The following is a 17,247-nucleotide window of genomic DNA, read 5'->3' as shown; positions in this document are numbered from 1 at the left end:
CGCCGAGTATGTGAATCGCATGAGGCAGTGACCGGCCATGATCTGCCGTTCGCTATCTCCGTCACGCGGTCATTCGAGCGGCGGCTACGCTCAAACAGCGGACCTTCACCGTCGGATGGCACCAGGCCAGTCATCTGCCTGTGCCGACGCTCACGTGTCGGCGGGGGGCGCCGCTCCAGTTTCATGATGTCCTCTTCTCTTCGAACAAACGACACGGCACGGCCGGAGGGCTAACGGCCAACGAGCAATGCGATACAGAGGGCCACCCCGAACGCGTAGGTTCCCAACGCCCCGATAGCACGGGCCGGATTGGGCTTCGACATGGTGGGCCAGGCAAGTAGCGAAACCACCAGGAGCAAGCGGCAGGCCGTTGCACCTGCCATGCACCAGAGCTGCCAGTGAGGCGGATTCTGAGAGCCGAGATACAGAAATAGCACCGCAAAGAACGGCGCGTACTCGGCGGTATTGCCGTGAGCGCGAACCAGTTTGGTTAGCAGCTGGTCAGGTTCAGGCGCGTAGCCGCTCAGCAGCCCGACGCGAGTGCGCACGACCGTGATGGTGAGTCCAAGTACGAACAGAAGCAAACCGAGGACACCGGTGCAGGCCAGTGCGATGCTGTTCATTCCATACCCCTTGCTTGACAGTCGAAATCAGTGATTCGGGGACGCCTTGCGGGCGATGGTGAGTGACAGTGCGGACACTCTTCCTTGCTCTTGGTGCTCTTGGGGAGGATGGCGGCACCCGAAAATATATCTCAAAACCGACACCGCACGATACGCGCACTGAACGCCGGTCGCACGGCGTCGTCCGCACGTTTGATATCAGCGCAGCGACCGGAAGCTCGCGCGAACCTCGTTCAAGAACGCTTGTGGCTGCTCCTAGGCGGCGATGTGTCCGCCTTTGGGGAGGCAGTTATAGTGTGAAGGTGGGACATGAGGCTCTTCTCGCGCCAAAGGTGGGACTCAGCCGAACGTAAACGCGTAAGCCAGCACGCCAGGGTCGAGAAACGTGATTTCGAAGGTGCGTTCGCCGCTACCATTGGCCTGCCGCACGAGCTGATAGAGGCGCTGCCCGGTGACCGTGCCGTTGCCATCCGCATCAATGTCCGTGCCGCGGTCGGCGCCCGGCGCCTTGCCGTCGATCAGCACGCGAAAGCGCACGGGCTTGCCGTCGCGACCGGGCCCCAGCACCAGGTGCAGGTCGCGGCCACGGAAGCGATAGACGATACGTCCGTTGGGGCTGTCGAGCCGCGCATTTTCGTCGCCCACCGACCAGCGCCCGTCGAGCGCCCACTGGTTGGCGATCAGTGTCGGGGGCGCATGATACGTCGAGGTCGCGTCCTGCGCCATCTGGCCGCCGGCGAAGTTCTGCGCGTGTGCGTAGCCGACGTAGGTTTCCGGCGAACGATTGGAATCGCCTGAGCCGGCGGCGGCCTGCGCGCCCTGTACGTTCGGTTGCACGTAGCCGCCAGGCAGGTCCTTCCGGCCGGCCTCGGCGAGCAGTCGGCGGATCACGTCCTCGTTTTGCTTGTAGTCGCCTTCGCCAAAGTGGTGGTGACGAATATGCCCCTGCGGATCAATGAAGTAATGCGCAGGCCAGTACTCGTTGCTGAAGGCCTTCCAGATGGTGTAACCGTTGTCGAGTGCGACCGGGTAGTCTAGGCCCAGGTCCTTCACGGCGTGGGCGACGTTGCCCGGATCCTTCTCGAACGCGAACTCGGGCGCGTGCACGCCGATCACCACCAGTCCGTAATCCTTGTACTTGTCAGCCCAGCCCCGCACGTAGGGCAGCGAGCGGATGCAGTTGATGCAGGAGTAGGTCCAGAAATCGACCAGCACCACCTTGCCGCGCAGCGACTGCGCCGTGAGCGGCGGGCTGTTGAGCCACTGGGTGGCGCCATCGAGCGCGGGCAGATCGCCTTCCACCGGCAGCGTGTCGCCGGCCTTCACAGCGAGCCGCACGAGAGGCGAAGGACGCACCGCGTCGATCAGCTTCTGTTCGATGCCGCCCGTGCTGGCCAGCGACACACGTGTCAGCAGTCCGGTATCCAGGCCCTGCGCGATGGCGGCCACACCTGCCAGCACCAGCACGCCCAGGGCGCGGCGCACCCATTCGCCCGCGCCCAGCGAGCGTTTCATCAAGGCGAAGACGCGTCCGCCAATCAGCAGCGCCAGCGCGAGCGATGTCGCCGCGCCCGCCGCGTAGGTGAGCAGCAACAACGTTGTCTGTACGCTGGCGCCGTTTAGGGCCGCACCCGTGAGCAGCAGGCCCAGGATCGGGCCTGCGCAGGGCGCCCACAGCAGCCCCGTGGCCACGCCCAGCCCAGCCGCCGAGAGCACCGAATCATCCTGGCTCCCGGTGTGCTCGGTGAGCTTGTTGCCAAGCGCGACGAACGGACGGGTGATCCATTCGGCGACGCGCTCCGAGAGCAAGGTCAGGCCAAGCACGGCGAGCACGGCCAAGGCGACGAAGCGGCCGTACTGGTTTGCGCGCACGGCCCAGCCGCCGCCGACGGCGGCCAGCGTGGCGACCACGGCGAAGGTCAGCGCCATGCCCGCCAGCATCGGCAGTCCATTGCGTGCGAACGGGCGGTCGGCTCGCGAAAATACGAACGGCAGCACCGGCAGGATGCACGGACTGAGGATGGTCAGTGCACCGCCGAGGTAGGCAAGGATCAGTAGTAGCATGGTGGCAACATCCGTGAAGGTTATGGTTATGTCCCGAACTGAGTGGCATACACCCGCGATTGCCGTGATTTGACAACCAACGTGGATATCTGCGATGGGGGCGGCCCGACTGGCGACGGTGTCGCCCGTCGGCGCCAAGCCGACAGGTGACCCATCGAGACGATTACCGGTCAGTTCGTCGACTTCGCGGCAACCTCGATCACTCGCGCGACCGCGGCCGGCTGAGAGATAAAGACAGCGTGGCTTGCGCTCACCTCTGTCACCTTGGCACCCGAGCGTTGATACATCCAGCGCTGAAGCTGCGGGCTCACCATATGATCCTGGGTGGTCAGGATGGCGTAGCTGGGCTTGGTTCGCCATGCCGCCACAGAGACGGGTGCGCCCAACGCTTTCTCAGCGAGTTGATCCTGCGAATCCGCCAGGAATTGCGCCTCCGGGGGCGAGACGTCCGCTGCAAAGTTCTCACGGAATTTCGCCGGCGGGAGGAAGAAATACTTGTCCGGCGTCGCTCGCATCGCATCGTTGGGCGCGGCGAATTTCTGCAACAGCTGACCGCTGGCTTCGCCAGCGTCGGGTTGCAGTGCGGCCACATAGACGAGCGAGCCGACCTTCGGGTCCGCACCTGCCTCCGTGATCACGGAGCCGCCGTAGCTGTGACCGACCAGCACCACCGGGCCCTGTTGCTGATCAATGACGCGCCTGGCGGCATCGACGTCCTCGGCAAGGCCCGTGAGCGGCTCTTGCACGATCGTCACATGATAGCCATCCTTGACCAGGATGTCGTGGACGGCCCGCCAGCCGGAGCCATCCACCAGTGCGCCGTGGACAATGACCACATCTTTCGCAGCCGCCTTTGCCTCGGCGTGAGCCATCGTGGCGCCCAGGGCAATCAGGGCGGCAATGGCCAGTTTATTTCGCAGTGCAAACATTTTACTCTCCAGAATCGACTGTAGTTGCCCGTCGTTTCGCGCAAGCACGCTTGACGGGCGAGGATTGATCGGTGATAGATAACTGGGAATCAGCCCAGCCTGTTCTTCATGGCCAGGACGTCGATCGGCTCGACCGACGGCGGGCTGGCAAGCATCTCGTCGACCCGCGCCATCAGGGCACCAGCCATACTTCCGTGCAGGTGTGCCTGGCGGTCCTCTTCACGCGCAAAGGCGTCGAAGACGCCGAACGTCGTCGGCGACAGCCTGAGGGCGAACCAGATCGGTGTGGTCGTCTCGCGATTCGTCATTTCCAGGCCGGCGTCGAGGAAGTCTGCTACCGCCTGCTCCTTTCCCGGCTTGGCTTCAAGTCGGACGAATAGTGCTTTCTTGATCATCTTTGCTCTCCAGTTTGCGCGCGACGGGTTCACGCGTTGGTCCAGACTTTACAAACAGAGTGCCCTTGGAGATACTGTCGCAATCGACAATTTTGGTATCGATCCTGCCATGCGGATTTTTGTCCTGGCGCTCGAGGGGGTGTTCGACACCGGCCTCACCACCGTGCTCGATGCGTTGACGACGGCCAACGAACTTGCGCGCGCGACGGGGATGGCCACACCGGGCTTCGAAATCACCGTTGTGGGGATGCGGCCAGAGGTGCGCACCGCGCTTGGGTTGCAGGTTCCCGTCCGCGACACATCAGACGCCCTGGTCCCGGACTGGGTCGTCGTACCGGCGCTCAACAGGACGACGACGGAGCTGCTCGTGCCTTCGCTCGGCCGGGCGGACGTGGTCGATGCGCTCGGTGCATTGCGCTCGTGGCACAGTGCCGGCGCCCGTATCGGAGCCGCTTGTACGGGCACCTTTGTGCTGGCCGAAAGCGGCTTGCTCGATGGGCGCGAAGCCACGACCACCTGGTGGCTTTCCCCGATGTTCCGGCAGCGTTACCCTCGAGTGCACCTGGACGCCCATCGCATTGTCGTGCCCAGCGGCAGCACGGTAACTGCAGGAGCGGCCCTGAGCCATCTCGACCTTGCGCTCTGGTTGATCCGCAACAACAGCCCGGAGCTTGCGGCGCTCGTGGGCAAGTACCTCGTATTCGATTCGCGGCCGTCGCAGTCTGCCTTTGCGATCTCCGATCACCTGGCCCATTCGGACCCGCTCGTCGAGCGTTTCGACCGCTGGGTGCGCGAACACCTCGACACGGCCATCGCGCTCGACGACGCCGCCGAAGAATTGGCGACCAGCAAGCGAACGTTGACGCGACGTCTAAACGAGGTGCTCGGTAAAACGCCCGTCGAGTACATTCAGGATCTGCGGGTCGAGCGCGCCGTTCATCTGCTGAAAACGAGCAAGCTTAGCGTGGATCGCATCGCCGAGCAGGTCGGTTACGCGGACGGCGTGACGCTGCGCACGCTGCTGCGGCGGCGGATAGGTAAGGGGGTCCGTGAGGTGCGGGCGTCGTGAGCCTTATCGACTATTGGAGTATGCCGGCGGCCGTGCTCGACTGATCGCGCGGGAGGACTTGCCAGCTGAAGCGAGGGGGCGAATGACGGCCTCACGCGGGAAACGGCCGCCAAGCCGACGTAAGCAGGGAAGACCGCTTCGCGTCGGGTACTGACGGTGGTGATAGACACCTTAGAGTGCGACTGACTCCTGGCACCACTCAACAGATAGCGAGGTACAGCACAGCGCCCGCGACGTGCTTCCGGGAGCGACCGCGGAATCGCAGTGGTGCGCTACAGGTCAGTGGCAGACAGCGGTATACGTGCACCCATGCCGTGGACTGCTTTCGCCTCCGCAGCCTCCAACAGTCGGCGCTTGCCAAGCTCGAAGGCCAGCATCAATTGCCTTGGGGTACGGTTCGCAGCGCCGAGTTTTTCGCAAACGACTTCACAAGGTAGCGCAAAGGCGCAGTACCCCCAACCGAAGCCGTAGACCGAAAACAAGACTGTAGAGTCGCCGCAGAGGATGGGCGCAGTCAAATTCGTGCCGGGTTGGTCCATTGCTCCTCGCGCTCCTGTCCGATGGCACTGTTCCCGGATTCTTGCACGGGGACCTTACAAAAGTCCACGGAATCGGTTGACGCTCGTCACACCGGTTGCATGCGGCGGCGGACGGCCACGTGGTGTCATTCGCGTGTTCGATCGAGCGGCTGATTAGCCGTCGGTTCCGCACGGGAAACGGTCACTGGCGCGCAAAGCCTCCGCTGTTCAATGATCCTCGTTTGCGATCGGCCTACCCCCTGTTCGTCGCTGGCGTGACCGCTTCGGGATCGGTTACAGTTCATCTATCCCGCTGGCACGGCCGATCGGACCTGCCTCGACGCGATCACTACTCTGGTTGCGTCATCCTGACTATGCCTGCAATGTGATTTCAAGATCGTTCTGCCTGCATGCCAGATTGGCTGCCAGGAGGCCAGATGAACCCTGGGGAAATGCCCGAAAGCGAAACTCGTGACGAAACTGCCGAAACGGCGTTTGCCGGGCTGGCGGTGCCGCTGGTCCAGGAGGCCCTGAAGCAGGCCGAAGGGATTGTCAATGAACCTTCCGCGGAAGGTCTCCATCAGTTGCGCGTGGCACTTCGCCGGATGCGTTCGCTGTGGTGGGCGTATCGCCCCCTGCTCGATAGGGGAGAAAATACGCGGCAGCGTGCGCTCTTCAAGTTCCTGGCCGATGCGGCAGGCAAGACGCGCGACTACGACATCCTCATCGAACTGCTGGCGACGCGGTCCAAGGCCGACGTGCCTGCGGACTTTGCCAAGGCCCGCCAGCGTGCGCTTGAAGTGAGCAGGGAAACACTCTCCAACGCAGATATGAAGACGCTGCTTCACAATGTGCTCGCAGAGACGTCGCGAGCACTGAAGGCAACGGAAAGGCGCCGGCCGTTACACGCGTTCAGTGACGGTCGGGTGGCAGTGTCCGAGAAGGATCTGACCAGGCGAATCCGCCGGGCGGCCAAGGCCAGACGGTCAGACTACACAGCAATTCACGACGTCCGAAAAGCGGGCAAGAGAGTACGGTATCTCCTTGAGCTATTCGGCCCGGTGCTGAGTGGGCAGCATCAGAAGACGCTCAAGCGTCTGAAAAGAATCCAGACGCTCCTGGGCGAGTTGAACGACGTGGTCGCAAGCGAGGCGCTGCTGCGTGAGAACGTCGACTTGCTCAACGCCGTGGGTGATCCCGAACAGACACTGGCGTGGTTTCGCAAGGAGCGAAAGCGTCGCATGCGCGCCGCAGCAACATTGTTACGCAACGGATAAGGCAGGCGCTCGAAGGGTGATTGTCGATGCCTACCTGAGCGACTTCTTGCCCTTTGTGGCATCAAGCGTCCGACAGATGTCCGTGAGCAGCCAGCGTGCGACAACCTCGCTGGCCAAAGGAGGGATGCCTTCACGCGCGGAGGTCAGCGACGCGGCGATCGGCAGCCGTGCCGAGTGCGTGATGCTCAACAAGGGACCATACATTCCTGAAACGTTAGCTATCCTTATGAATGTGCTGGTGCGGATCGAGGAGCACCAGCACAAGAAAACCGCCCGGCTGCGCAAGTTGCGAGTGGCCGGCATCGGCAGCTAGTGTAGTGCGTCACAAATAATGGAACTTAATTGCGATTCGCGAGTCTCCTTTGCAGGGAGGGAGAATCCATGAGAATCGCGGCGAAAGTTGAGTTAAGCGAAACCCAGCGCAAACAGTTAGAGACGTGGGCTGCTGGCCGCACGACTGCGGTTCGACTGGCCGAGCGTGCGAAGATGATTTTGCTTGCCGCGCAGGGCAAGACGGACAAAGAGATCGGTGCGGACCTGGGTATCTGGCGCGGCACAGTGGCGCGCTGGCGAGCTCGCTTTATTGCGGACGGTGTGACGGGGATCGAGCGGGATGAGACGCGTCCCGGGCGCACGCCGAAGATCTCCGCTCGCAAGGTCAAGGCCATCGTGGCGCTGACGACGCAGCAGCGTCCGGACAACGCGACGCATTGGAGCACGCGCAGCATGGCGGCGGCGGCCGGCGTAAGTGCGGCGAGCGTGCGGCGGATCTGGCAGGCGCACGGGCTCAAGCCGCATCGGGTGGTGAGCTTCAAGGTGTCGAACGACAAACACTTCACGCAGAAGTTGGAAGACATCGTCGGGCTGTATCTCGATCCGCCGGAACACGCATTGGTCTTGTGCTGCGATGAGAAGTCCCAGATCCAGGCGCTTGACCGGACCCAGCCGGGACTGCCGCTGAAGCGAGGTCGCTGTCAGACGATGACCCACGACTACAAGCGCCATGGTGTGACGACATTGTTTGCAGCGCTGAACACGCTCGATGGCAGTGTCATTGGCCAGTGCCAGACACAACATCGTCATCAGGAGTGGCTGAGTTTCTTGCGCAGGATCGATCGAAGCACGCCTAAGGACAAGGAGCTTCATTTGATCGCTGATAACTATGCCACCCACAAGCACCCCGAGGTGAAGGCGTGGCTGGCCAAGCACCCGCGATTCCACATGCATTTCACGCCCACCAGCGCCTCATGGCTAAACATGGTCGAACGCTTCTTCCGTGACCTGTCAGAGAACCAGTTGCGACGCGCGGCCTTGCGCTCGGTACCCGATTTGGTCAGCACGATCGAGCAGTACATCGAAAAGCACAATCGTCATCCGAAACCGTTCATCTGGACCGCTAAAGCTTCCGACATCCTGGCGAAAGTCACGCGCGCCCGCGCCAAGCTGAATAAGATGCAATCCGTTTGACGCAGACCACTAGCGTGCGCCAGGCGCCTGGTCGTGTGATTCACGTGCACGGTCACTCAAAAATGGTGATTTGGCTCGGTTAGGTTAGGATTCGACGTCCGAAGAACCCCATAAGCAGCCGTTGGTGTCACACCAGCGCGAGCGGCCGTTTCATGCCCTGAGGTCGTCAGTCAAGGTTTTTCAGTGGGAAGAGTTGGTTTCCAAGACTCCGGTTCGTAAGGATCGGGCAGGCGCCCATGCGCCCCGCCTGGCGAGTTGCCCACCGCTGGCCAGCGTCATGGTCATAACAGGAGACCCGCCGGCCAGCGGTGGACAACTCGCGAGCGTCAAACGGAGGAAAGCCACAGACCAGGAATCCAACTGCGTAACCGCGCCGATTGGAACGGGTTACCCTGGAAGCCCGAGGTTCCTGAGGAGTGGCGAACCGCGCTTCCTCAGGGCGTTGAGGTAGATGCTCTCGTCGTACCGCGTTCCGGTCTGCCAGCAGCGGTAGAGGATCCGTATCCACTTGAACGCCAATGCCCGCACGGCGGCCTGATACGAGCTGCCCTTCGCCCGCTGTTGCCGGTAGTAGGCGCCCGCCCAGAACGATTTGTTGATGGTCTGGCCCGCCCATTCGACGAAGGTCTGGCGCAGGAAGGTCGGGCATTGCCAGCGCCAGTGCACCCAGCACTTCTTGCCGCTGCGCTCGGTGACCGGCGCGATGCCGGAGTACTTCTGCAGTTCATCCGCGCCCTTGAAGCGCTCACGTTGCTCGCCAAACGCAGCCAGCAGGCGCGGTGTCAGATGCGGACCTGCGCCGGGCAAGCTGTCAAACAGGTCGAAGTCGGGCAGCGCCCGTGCGACTGCCGCGATTTCCCTGTCGAACACGTCAATCGCAGCGAGCGCTGTGCGCAGTTGCGTCACCAGCATCAGCGCGAGCAACCGGTGAGGTGCAACGATACCGGGATCATCAGTGAGCGATGCAGCGCAGCGGATTGACTCCAGACGTCCCTCAATCAGTTGGGCCCGGCGACAATTGTGCGCATGGAAGAACGTTTCAAGGGTCTTTCTGTTCGCGCGCCTGGCTGCCGGCAGAGTAGGCCAGCGGGTCAGGAAATCACAGAACAGTACCGTGTCGATGTCGTCGAACCATTCCAGGGTTTGAGGATAATACTGCTTGAGTGCGTTGGTTAGCCGGTTGGTGAACCGGGTCTTGTCGCCGACCAGTTCACGACGCTGTTCGATCAGGCTCAGCAAGGAGCGCATGCCGGCGCTCTGCGGCCTGAGCGGGCTGAAGCGCTCAGGATGGCGCAGCAGCAGGTCGAGTGCCAGTTCGGCATCGGTGGGATCGTCCTTGGCCCGGCTCGGCTTGAATGCCTCACGGTACTTCGCGAGCATTGCAGGGTTGATCGGGAATAGAGTGACGAACGCATGTTTCTGCAACACAGAGACGATCGGCCCTGTGGCCAGCTCGAGCGCGACCGCGATCGGACCACCAAAGCGCTGATGTAACGCCTTTGCCCATTCATCGATGCGTGTCACCTGGTGAGGGATGCAGTCGAACTCGCGCCTGTCGCCGCCAGCCTGCTGCAGGCAGATGTCATGTTTGGTATCGGCCCAGTCGAGGCCGACGAAAGCCTTGAATTGCTGGTTCGATAGCGGTGCCATGTGAACCTCCGCAAGTGATAGATTACCCGGTAGGGACATGCATGCTTGCGTCCAGCGAAGGCAATATAGTGAGCCGGTGCGACGGCGAACCCTGAGTATTCGTTATCGGACGCAGGCGCACCCGTAGACTCGAAGCTAAAACGGTAATCGTCCAGGCGTTTGGGTCGAGTTATTCGTAGTCCACGGGTGCATGTCCCGCCTCGACTGGCAGCGAGCTGCCAGTCCCCCACCAGTATCGATGAAAGCGGGACGGACTATCTATAGAGGGTCGGAGAACGAAACCGCTCGCGCGGTCATCGAAACGGCTGATTGGCATTCAAATGCGGTCGGACCTTGTGTAATAAAGGAAAGGCGCGTCCCGGAGGACCGGGCGGCGACATTCAGTCGCCGCCCGTTGTGCTTACGGCAATGAGATCTGGCGGGTATATTCGGCCGTCACGTTGGGAGCCGTGGCGATGCCGAATAGCGGGTACACGGTCTTGAGTCCGCTAGCAGCCAGGCCCATGTAATCGCCGAGGAAATGGCCACGTGCCACCGGAGCGTTCAGTATGTTGAACGAGGCTGTGGTCAGTCGCTGCTCATTGCCCCAGTTGCCAGGGCTCGTGCACCCGGTAGTGCAGAAGACCGCGAAATAGTCGGTGCCCTCGACGCCGGCGGGTGTGTTCGTGTCGTTACGAAAGTCGTAGTAGGTCACCACGACGGTCTTGCCGTCCCCCGACGCGACCACCGCCGGGATGAAAGCCTGTTGTCGGCACGCATTCGTGGCATTGGTCGGGGTCTTGTTGATCATCACCGGCTTTGACCAGGTTTTCCCGAAGTCATCCGACTCGCTGAAAGCGATCCCGTCGATCGGGATTGTTCCAGTGGGCGTAGTGCAGGTGCCTGTCACAAAGCGATCGTCCTGCCAGGCGAGATAGATTGCTCCCGTGACCGGGTTCACAGCGATACTGTAGAGAATGGCGGCGTCGCGTAACGGCTGGCCGCTGTCGGGACTGACCACTCCGACCACGCTAATATCGCTGGCGAACGCCGGCCCGCTCCAGCTCCCGCCCTTATCCGTGGACTTGATGTAGCCGATGCTGAGACCCGACGGCGTGACATTGATCGCGGTAAAGAAATCGAGCAGGGTCCCATCAGGCAACACCCGCACGATGTTGTCGATCGTCTGTTTGTTCGTGCCAGGCTGGTAGATCGGGGCGGCCGTGTTCCAGGTCACGCCATTGTCCGTGGATCGCGAGAGGAAGCTCGGGCCAGTAAAGTTGAACTTGAAGAACGGGGCACCGCCCCTGCACGGCGGCGTCTTGAACGGCGCACACACCGAAGACGCGCCCACTGTCGAATTAATCAGTTTGCGCGCGATGTCGACACCGTCGTTTCCCGCGAGCAACTGAGCGGACTCCTTGCTTGGCGGGAAAACGCTCAGCTGATCCCACACCGCATAGACGTTACCGTTCGCGGTCGGATCGGCGGTGAGCGAGTTCTTGTCATTCAGCACGTGCGGCGAAGTGTTACGGGTCAGCGTAACCGGAGCTTGCCACGTTGTGCCGTGGTCGACGGAGCGGCTAACCAGCATCCCGCTATTTCGTGCGCCAAACGCAGTCGTCGGCTTCATGGGGTCCAGGACCAGCGACATGACGAAGGCCGTTCCGTCTTGCGCAAAGTCTACCCAGGGATCGGAGGCGCGACCGAATTTGCCACCGGTGCATTCGGTAACGCCGGTCGGAATTGAATTGGTCCAGCTGCCGCCTCCATCCGTGGAGACGACGCCGACGAGCCCGCGCGAGCCACCGTCGTCCCAGCGGTCCTGCTGGTGGCCGACGAGGAGGCGAGCCGTGCTGATGTTGGTCGTGGTCGGATCGGCCGCGATCCATGGCTCGATCGACGTGGCCGGAAAAAGGATGCTCCCGAATGCTGACTCCTGCGCGTGCACCTGGTCGGCAGTGCATCCGCTGAACGGATCGCCCGCCGCCACCTGGACGAGCGAACCAAGCGTTTGCGCGTGGGCGCCTGGGCCGATCGCGCACGCGAGCGCGATGACGCCGCTGCCTGCGAGACTCTGGGAAACAAAACGGGATAAGCGTCTGGAAGTGAATTTCATTCTTGTTCCCTCGCGATATGAATAAAACGCCTTGGCACAACCGGCTGTACGTCACCGGCACCATGACTCTCGCACCGTGATCGGTCGATCATGTGCGAAAACGACTGGCGGCGCCCGCCAAGAAATACACCTGCAGAAACACACTAGGTCGCGGCAGCCGCATTTGTGCGAAAAATTCATTACGGATGCCAGTTCATCACGCGGTGTCCTCACCGTTACTGACGTGGTATAGGACTTGCGGAAGAGCGGCCAGACCATGTATGCGCTTGCAGAAACACGGTGTTGCCCACGCAAGGGAAATGCCGCTCAATATAAAGGATTCCTTTATATGTGGATCAACAGGCGTGTCGGCCGCGCTCTCAGACGCATGGCCGCTCTTGCGTTATTGAGATTCACCTGCCCACGCTGCGCAGGCAGGCGGAATCGATCATGACCCGGCATTTTCAAAGGCGACTTCGCAGAGTGATTACGCAGTTCGCTGCGACATACCGTATCTTTCTACCGCGAGTGGCCGCTGGACTTCGAAAACAGCCGTTGCCGTGGCGCAGACTCGAATGACGGCAAGGGGTCGGCTGCTGACCGACGCAGCTGACCAACGACCCGACCACGCCGGCCGATCTATGTCAGACCGGGTTCGGCCATCTCCGGCCGTTGGCCGGCGCCTTCACACGGACGTTTGGACGTCTGCTCCACCCAGGAAACGGACTTTCCCCCGCCGAACATGTTCGGCGCGTCGCGATGGCGATGGCGATGGCACACGACTATAGCCTCAAGCGATGGGAGGCGCTTACGCACTATCTGGTCGCGTCCGGTACGTAGAAAGTCGCAGGCGCGAACGACCGCAATGCGCCAAATCGATGCTTGTCGCGACATCACGGACATCTGTCGCCTTCTGCCATCAGTGCCACACCAGGCTCGACGCCGGCAGAGAGGCCGATACCGCGGTGCCGTCAGCGTCTCGCTAAAAAACCCACCGGATCATTTTGTTACACCTCTTACCGAGGTGGAACCGACGAGTTACAACAGCCTTTCGGAGGGCCGGTTATACTCGGCGCCGTCCCAAAAACGAAAGCCTTTTTATGTCGAAGAGAATCATCCAGATTGTTGCCATTGCAGCGCTCACCGCTGCGGCGTCGTTGCCGGCAGTGGCCGGCGATATGAACAACGCTCTTGGCGGCGCGCTCGGCGGCGTGGCCGGTGCTGCCGTTGGTGGCGCAGTAGGCGGCAGCACGGGTGCCGTCATTGGCGGTGCAGTCGGCGGCGGTGCCGGCGGCGCAGTCACGTCAAACCGCAGGGAGCGCACAGGCGCCATCGTCGGCGGCGCGCTCGGCGGCGGCGCCGGCACGGCGGCAGGCAATGCCATGGGCGGCCGCGCCGGAGGCCTCGTCGGCGCGGCCGTGGGCGGCGGCGCGGGTTCAGCGCTTGGCGGCAACATCTCGCGGTCCAACTCGTACGCGGACGACTATGCCCGCGGCTACCGACCGGGCAAGCGCCATCACAAACATCACCAATATGACTAAACAGTGAGTAAAAAAAGCGGCGTGGTTCAATCAAAGGTTAAGCTCGAAACGCCGAATACCTTTTGCAGCGCTGCACTCTTGAAACCGCCAAGCGAAAACGACAACAACCCGTCTGGTAACATTCCTTCGTGAGGCAACACGGGCGGACTTTCTAATTGACGCTCTACATGTTCCCTGTGAATCTCTACTTCTTCGTTCTACAGAGCTCGCTCAACGGTTTTTCAGCAGGATGTGATGATTCCTGCTCCGCTAGGGCCGCTTCATGGCGGAGAAAGCCTACCACGGCCGGTCGCGACAAAAGAGGATTGTTAGCGGCTTTCGAGAATCTTCCGCGCGAGCCTGACGTGAGGCTCGTCGATCATCGCTCCATCGAGCGCCCTGGCACCGTCGCCTTCCGCGAAAAATTCCATGAGTCGTAGAGCCCAGTCGATCTGGGCGGGCGTGGGCCGAAACGACTGCTTGATCGTGTCGAGTTGTGCCGGGTGGATCGCCGCCTTTGCATCGAACCCAAGACTGCGATGCATTTCGCTCTCACGTCTGAGTCCGTCGATGTCCCGGAAGGCCGTGTAAACGGCGTCGATGGCCAGTGCGCCGGCGGCGCGGGCCGCCACGAGGCAGCTATCGCGGGCGGTGGCATACGGACCCAGGTAGCTGCCGTCGAGCCCCCGGTTCGAGAATCCTCCGAGATCGCTGCACAGGTCTTCCGCGCCCCACATCAGCGCTTCGAGGCGTGGCAGTGCGTGCAGAAAAGTCGGCAGTAGCTGGACTCCTCTGGCGGTTTCGGTTGCAATGGCGACGATCGAGGCCGGATTGCCACGATTGCAGCGTTGCTCGGCCTCCGACAGCAACTCCGCCAGTCGCATAACGTCCGCTGGCCCTTCGCATTTCGGCAGCACGACGCCCGTTGCTCCTCCCGCCACGGCGACCGGAATATCCAGCCCGATTTCGTGGGATGCGAGCGCATTGAGGCGGACGTAGCAGCGCGTGCGATCGATATCGTTCCGTTCGAGGACACGCGTCAGAATGGTGCGGGCGCCTGCTTTGCGCCCGGGCGCCCGGCCCACACCGTCCTCCAGATCGAGGATCACCGCATCCGCGCTGCTCGCGAGCGCCTTCGCGACCTTCGCTTCGTCGTCGGCAGGCACAAAAAGCCAGGTTCGTTTCATGCGCTTACCTGCGCGGGGCGTTTGCGCATGAAAGCCTGGCGCGTGCATGTCGCGACCACTTCGTTGCGCTGATTGATCGCTGTATGCCGAAATTCCACAATCCCGGCCTCGGGGCGAGATTTGCTCTCGCGTCGGCTGACGACGCGAGTGTGGACCCGGATGGTGTCGCCGTGAAAGACGGGCTTCGGAAAGGTCACGTCGCTCATGCCGAGGTTGGCGATCGTCGTGCCGAGCGTCGTGTCGTTGACGGTCATGCCGATCATCAAACCCAAGGTGAAGAGGCTGTTGACGATTCGTTGTCCCCATTCGGTTTTCTGGCAGAAATGCTCGTCCAGATGTAGCGGCTGGACATTCAGTGTGAGGGTGGAGAAGAGGACGTTGTCCATCTCCGTCACCGTGCGCGACCACGGGTGCTCGAATTCCCTGTCCTGGGTTAGCTCTTCGAAGTACAGACCAGCCATCATTGCCTCCTTACTCTGAAAGGGGGGTTAAGGTGACGAGAATCGTTCCCTTGTTGACCGTCGCGCCCGATGCGAGAGGCAGTGTTTCGACAATACCTTCGCTGGGTGCCTCTAGCGTATGGAACAACTTCATCGCTTCGATCACGGCCACGGGTGTGCCCGCTGCCACCCTGTCACCCTGCTTTACGAGAAGCTCGGACAGCACGCCCGGCATGTCGGCAGTGACCGTGCGGCCGCCGTTGGAAGCGGCGCCTTCGTCGGCGAGGGTCGCGACGTCGGGTACGACGGTCCAGGCGGAATATCCGCCTTCGCACCACAGCCCGAGTTCTTTCGCGTCCGTCCTGCTCGGCTGGTAGCGTCTGCCAGAAGCAGCGATGACACTGCCGTCGGCGCAGCATACGAATGTACGGCTCGCGCCGTCGAGGTGGCATGCCAGGTTGGCGGCGTCGACGCATTCGACGGCGATGGTTTGCAGCTCGCTGGCGGACGGGCCAACTCGCACCGTATAGCGCGCAAGTCTTTTACTGTTCGCATCGCTGCCAAGCCTGAAACCCACCAGGCGATCAAGCGGAAGGTCCGACCTGGGCTGCATCCGGCCTGCGACCCATGAGGCGGCCGCGGCACTTCGTTGTTCCTCCGGGACGTCCGGCTGCGGCTGCCAACCTTGCGGGAAAGCGTCCAGCAGGAATCGCGTCGTCAATACGCCGGCGAACGACGGGTGCAAGAGAATTTCGTCGAGCATGCGCTGACTGGTGTGCACGCCTTCGATACGCAGCGACCGCACGCCTTCGAGCAGGCGGCGTCGTGCTACTTCGCGCGTGCCGCCGAATGCGATCGCCTTCGCGAGCATCGAGTCGTAGTGCGGCGTGATTTCGCTACGTTCGTCGATGCCGCTGTCGATCCGCAGACCTTCGATGACCGGCTCATGGTAGCCATGGACGCGGCCAAAGGAAGCGGCGAATCCCTCCTCGGGAATTTCTGCATTGATTCGCGCTTCGATGGCCCAGCCATGACGCTTGATATCCTGCTGCCGGAAAGTCAGCGGTTCTCCCAGCGCGCTGCGGATCTGCTGTTCGACGAGATCGAGGCCGGTGGTCAATTCCGTGACGGGATGCTCGACCTGCAGTCGGGTGTTCATCTCGAGGAAATACGGGCGGTCTTCGTCGTCAGCGTCGAGCACGAATTCGACAGTGCCGGTGGAGTCGTAGCCGATGCTTCGACCCAGTGCAGTGGCGGCGCCGTACAGCGTTTCGCGCACCGCGTCCGGCAGGTGGTTGGCCGGCGCCTCCTCGATGATCTTCTGGTAGTTTCGCTGGATCGAGCATTCGCGCTCGAACAGATGCACGAGTCCCCCATGCCTATCGCCAAGCAACTGAACCTCGAGGTGGCGCGGCCGCTGAATATACCGTTCCATCAGCACCTTGTCGTCGCCGAACGCGGCGAGTGCTTCGCGGCGCGCCGCCTCGATCTGGCGAGCGAGCGCCGGGGCGTCGTCGACCCGCTTCATGCCCTTGCCGCCGCCGCCGGCGCTCGCCTTGATGAGCAGGGGGAAACCGATGCGATGCCCTTCGTCGAACAGACGCGCGTCGCTCTGATCATCGCCGTCGTAGCCCGGCACACAGGATACGCCCGCGCCGCGCGCAATGCGCTTGCTTTCGATCTTCGAGCCCATGCTCGCGATGGCATTGCGATGGGGGCCGACGAAGACGATCCCGGCCTGGGCACAGGCATCGATCAGTTCGAGCTTTTCCGAGAGGAAGCCGTAGCCGGGGTGGATGGCCTGCGCACCGTGTTCGACTGCTGCCTTCATGATTGCTTCGACATTCAGATACGAGTCGCGCGCGGGTGGCGCACCGATCCGTACCGCGATATCCGCCTCGCGCACATGTCGGGCACAGGCGTCGGCATCGGAATAAACCGCAACGACCTCGATACCAAGGCGTCTGCAGGTGCGCGCGACACGGCAGGCAATTTCGCCACGATTGGCGATCAAAAGTCGGGTGAACATGG

15 protein-coding genes are annotated in these 17,247 nt (G+C 62.1%); 5 read left to right on the top strand and 10 right to left on the bottom strand.

Annotated elements, in window-relative coordinates:
• Positions 1 to 230: 230 nt before the first annotated feature.
• The 4 genes from B0G77_RS23700 to B0G77_RS23685 form a co-directional block, all read right to left on the bottom strand.
• Positions 231 to 623 carry an MAPEG family protein gene (locus B0G77_RS23700; protein ID WP_133664520.1) on the bottom strand — a complete coding sequence of 131 codons (393 nt, stop codon included), beginning with the start codon at positions 621 to 623 and terminating at the stop codon, positions 231 to 233.
• 339 nt (positions 624 to 962) lie between these two features.
• Entirely contained in the window at positions 963 to 2,687 is a 1,725-nt protein-coding gene (locus B0G77_RS23695; RefSeq protein ID WP_133664519.1) for a cytochrome c biogenesis protein DipZ, read from the bottom strand.
• A gap of 170 nt (positions 2,688 to 2,857) precedes the next feature.
• The gene (locus B0G77_RS23690) at positions 2,858 to 3,664 is read right to left on the bottom strand and encodes an alpha/beta hydrolase (RefSeq protein WP_243751186.1); all 807 of its coding nucleotides are present in this window, start codon (positions 3,662 to 3,664) and stop codon (positions 2,858 to 2,860) included.
• 41 nt (positions 3,665 to 3,705) lie between these two features.
• The gene (locus B0G77_RS23685; RefSeq protein WP_133664518.1) at positions 3,706 to 4,011 is read right to left on the bottom strand and encodes an antibiotic biosynthesis monooxygenase; all 306 of its coding nucleotides are present in this window, start codon (positions 4,009 to 4,011) and stop codon (positions 3,706 to 3,708) included.
• A 109-nt stretch (positions 4,012 to 4,120) separates the two neighbouring features.
• Here B0G77_RS23685 and B0G77_RS23680 point away from each other — a divergent pair, with 109 nt between their 5' ends.
• Entirely contained in the window at positions 4,121 to 5,080 is a 960-nt protein-coding gene (locus tag B0G77_RS23680; RefSeq protein ID WP_133664517.1) for a helix-turn-helix domain-containing protein, read from the top strand.
• 272 nt (positions 5,081 to 5,352) lie between these two features.
• Here the strand turns inward: B0G77_RS23680 and B0G77_RS23675 are convergent, their stop codons facing one another.
• Positions 5,353 to 5,619, bottom strand: a complete 267-nt coding sequence (locus tag B0G77_RS23675; RefSeq protein WP_133664516.1) for a hypothetical protein — start codon at positions 5,617 to 5,619, stop codon at positions 5,353 to 5,355.
• A 431-nt stretch (positions 5,620 to 6,050) separates the two neighbouring features.
• Between B0G77_RS23675 and B0G77_RS23670 the strand changes: the two genes are divergently transcribed.
• The 3 genes from B0G77_RS23670 to B0G77_RS23660 all read left to right on the top strand — a co-directional run bounded on the left by B0G77_RS23670 (position 6,051) and on the right by B0G77_RS23660 (position 8,342).
• Entirely contained in the window at positions 6,051 to 6,875 is an 825-nt protein-coding gene (locus B0G77_RS23670) for a CHAD domain-containing protein (protein WP_243751185.1), read from the top strand.
• A gap of 16 nt (positions 6,876 to 6,891) precedes the next feature.
• Positions 6,892 to 7,188 carry a hypothetical protein gene (locus B0G77_RS23665; protein WP_208116485.1) on the top strand — a complete coding sequence of 99 codons (297 nt, stop codon included), beginning with the start codon at positions 6,892 to 6,894 and terminating at the stop codon, positions 7,186 to 7,188.
• A 68-nt stretch (positions 7,189 to 7,256) separates the two neighbouring features.
• Positions 7,257 to 8,342 (top strand): IS630 family transposase, encoded by a 1,086-nt coding sequence (locus B0G77_RS23660; protein WP_133664515.1) that lies wholly within the window; start codon positions 7,257 to 7,259, stop codon positions 8,340 to 8,342.
• 387 nt (positions 8,343 to 8,729) lie between these two features.
• On the opposite strand, the gene B0G77_RS23655 is transcribed toward B0G77_RS23660, so the two are convergent.
• Positions 8,730 to 9,992 (bottom strand): IS110 family transposase, encoded by a 1,263-nt coding sequence (locus B0G77_RS23655; protein WP_133660721.1) that lies wholly within the window; start codon positions 9,990 to 9,992, stop codon positions 8,730 to 8,732.
• A gap of 400 nt (positions 9,993 to 10,392) precedes the next feature.
• Complete coding sequence (locus B0G77_RS23650; protein WP_133664514.1) at positions 10,393 to 12,090, bottom strand: sialidase family protein; 1,698 nt, start codon at positions 12,088 to 12,090, stop codon at positions 10,393 to 10,395.
• A 1,079-nt stretch (positions 12,091 to 13,169) separates the two neighbouring features.
• On the opposite strand from B0G77_RS23650, the gene B0G77_RS23645 reads away from it, so the two are divergent.
• The gene (locus tag B0G77_RS23645) at positions 13,170 to 13,610 is read left to right on the top strand and encodes a hypothetical protein (RefSeq protein ID WP_133660518.1); all 441 of its coding nucleotides are present in this window, start codon (positions 13,170 to 13,172) and stop codon (positions 13,608 to 13,610) included.
• Positions 13,611 to 13,918: 308 nt separating this feature from the next.
• Here the strand turns inward: B0G77_RS23645 and B0G77_RS23640 are convergent, their stop codons facing one another.
• The 3 genes from B0G77_RS23640 to B0G77_RS23630 are packed head-to-tail and all read right to left on the bottom strand — an operon-like array spanning position 13,919 to position 17,245.
• Positions 13,919 to 14,776, bottom strand: a complete 858-nt coding sequence (locus tag B0G77_RS23640; RefSeq protein ID WP_166656259.1) for a CoA ester lyase — start codon at positions 14,774 to 14,776, stop codon at positions 13,919 to 13,921.
• Positions 14,773 to 15,237 carry a MaoC family dehydratase gene (locus B0G77_RS23635; protein WP_133664512.1) on the bottom strand — a complete coding sequence of 155 codons (465 nt, stop codon included), beginning with the start codon at positions 15,235 to 15,237 and terminating at the stop codon, positions 14,773 to 14,775. The genes B0G77_RS23640 and B0G77_RS23635 overlap by 4 nt, the downstream gene beginning before the upstream one ends.
• Before the next feature lie 10 nt (positions 15,238 to 15,247).
• Complete coding sequence (locus B0G77_RS23630; protein ID WP_133664511.1) at positions 15,248 to 17,245, bottom strand: biotin carboxylase N-terminal domain-containing protein; 1,998 nt, start codon at positions 17,243 to 17,245, stop codon at positions 15,248 to 15,250.
• Positions 17,246 to 17,247: the final 2 nt, after the last annotated feature.

Source organism: Paraburkholderia sp. BL10I2N1 (genome assembly GCF_004361815.1).
Taxonomy (GTDB): domain Bacteria; phylum Pseudomonadota; class Gammaproteobacteria; order Burkholderiales; family Burkholderiaceae; genus Paraburkholderia.
The sequence above is the reverse complement of the archived record's forward strand: the minus strand, read 5'-3'. Positions and strand labels throughout refer to the sequence as shown.

What these genes read in the sequence shown, in the direction of transcription:
- B0G77_RS23700 (WP_133664520.1), bottom strand. Translation starts at nt 623, where the DNA reads ATGAACAGCATCGCACTGGCCTGCACCGGTGTCCTCGGTTTGCTTCTG.
- B0G77_RS23695 (WP_133664519.1), bottom strand. Translation starts at nt 2,687, where the DNA reads ATGCTACTACTGATCCTTGCCTACCTCGGCGGTGCACTGACCATCCTC.
- B0G77_RS23685 (WP_133664518.1), bottom strand. Translation starts at nt 4,011, where the DNA reads ATGATCAAGAAAGCACTATTCGTCCGACTTGAAGCCAAGCCGGGAAAG.
- B0G77_RS23680 (WP_133664517.1), top strand. Translation starts at nt 4,121, where the DNA reads ATGCGGATTTTTGTCCTGGCGCTCGAGGGGGTGTTCGACACCGGCCTC.
- B0G77_RS23675 (WP_133664516.1), bottom strand. Translation starts at nt 5,619, where the DNA reads ATGGACCAACCCGGCACGAATTTGACTGCGCCCATCCTCTGCGGCGAC.
- B0G77_RS23670 (WP_243751185.1), top strand. Translation starts at nt 6,051, where the DNA reads ATGCCCGAAAGCGAAACTCGTGACGAAACTGCCGAAACGGCGTTTGCC.
- B0G77_RS23660 (WP_133664515.1), top strand. Translation starts at nt 7,257, where the DNA reads ATGAGAATCGCGGCGAAAGTTGAGTTAAGCGAAACCCAGCGCAAACAG.
- B0G77_RS23655 (WP_133660721.1), bottom strand. Translation starts at nt 9,992, where the DNA reads ATGGCACCGCTATCGAACCAGCAATTCAAGGCTTTCGTCGGCCTCGAC.
- B0G77_RS23650 (WP_133664514.1), bottom strand. Translation starts at nt 12,090, where the DNA reads ATGAAATTCACTTCCAGACGCTTATCCCGTTTTGTTTCCCAGAGTCTC.
- B0G77_RS23645 (WP_133660518.1), top strand. Translation starts at nt 13,170, where the DNA reads ATGTCGAAGAGAATCATCCAGATTGTTGCCATTGCAGCGCTCACCGCT.
- B0G77_RS23640 (WP_166656259.1), bottom strand. Translation starts at nt 14,776, where the DNA reads ATGAAACGAACCTGGCTTTTTGTGCCTGCCGACGACGAAGCGAAGGTC.
- B0G77_RS23635 (WP_133664512.1), bottom strand. Translation starts at nt 15,237, where the DNA reads ATGGCTGGTCTGTACTTCGAAGAGCTAACCCAGGACAGGGAATTCGAG.
- B0G77_RS23630 (WP_133664511.1), bottom strand. Translation starts at nt 17,245, where the DNA reads ATGTTCACCCGACTTTTGATCGCCAATCGTGGCGAAATTGCCTGCCGT.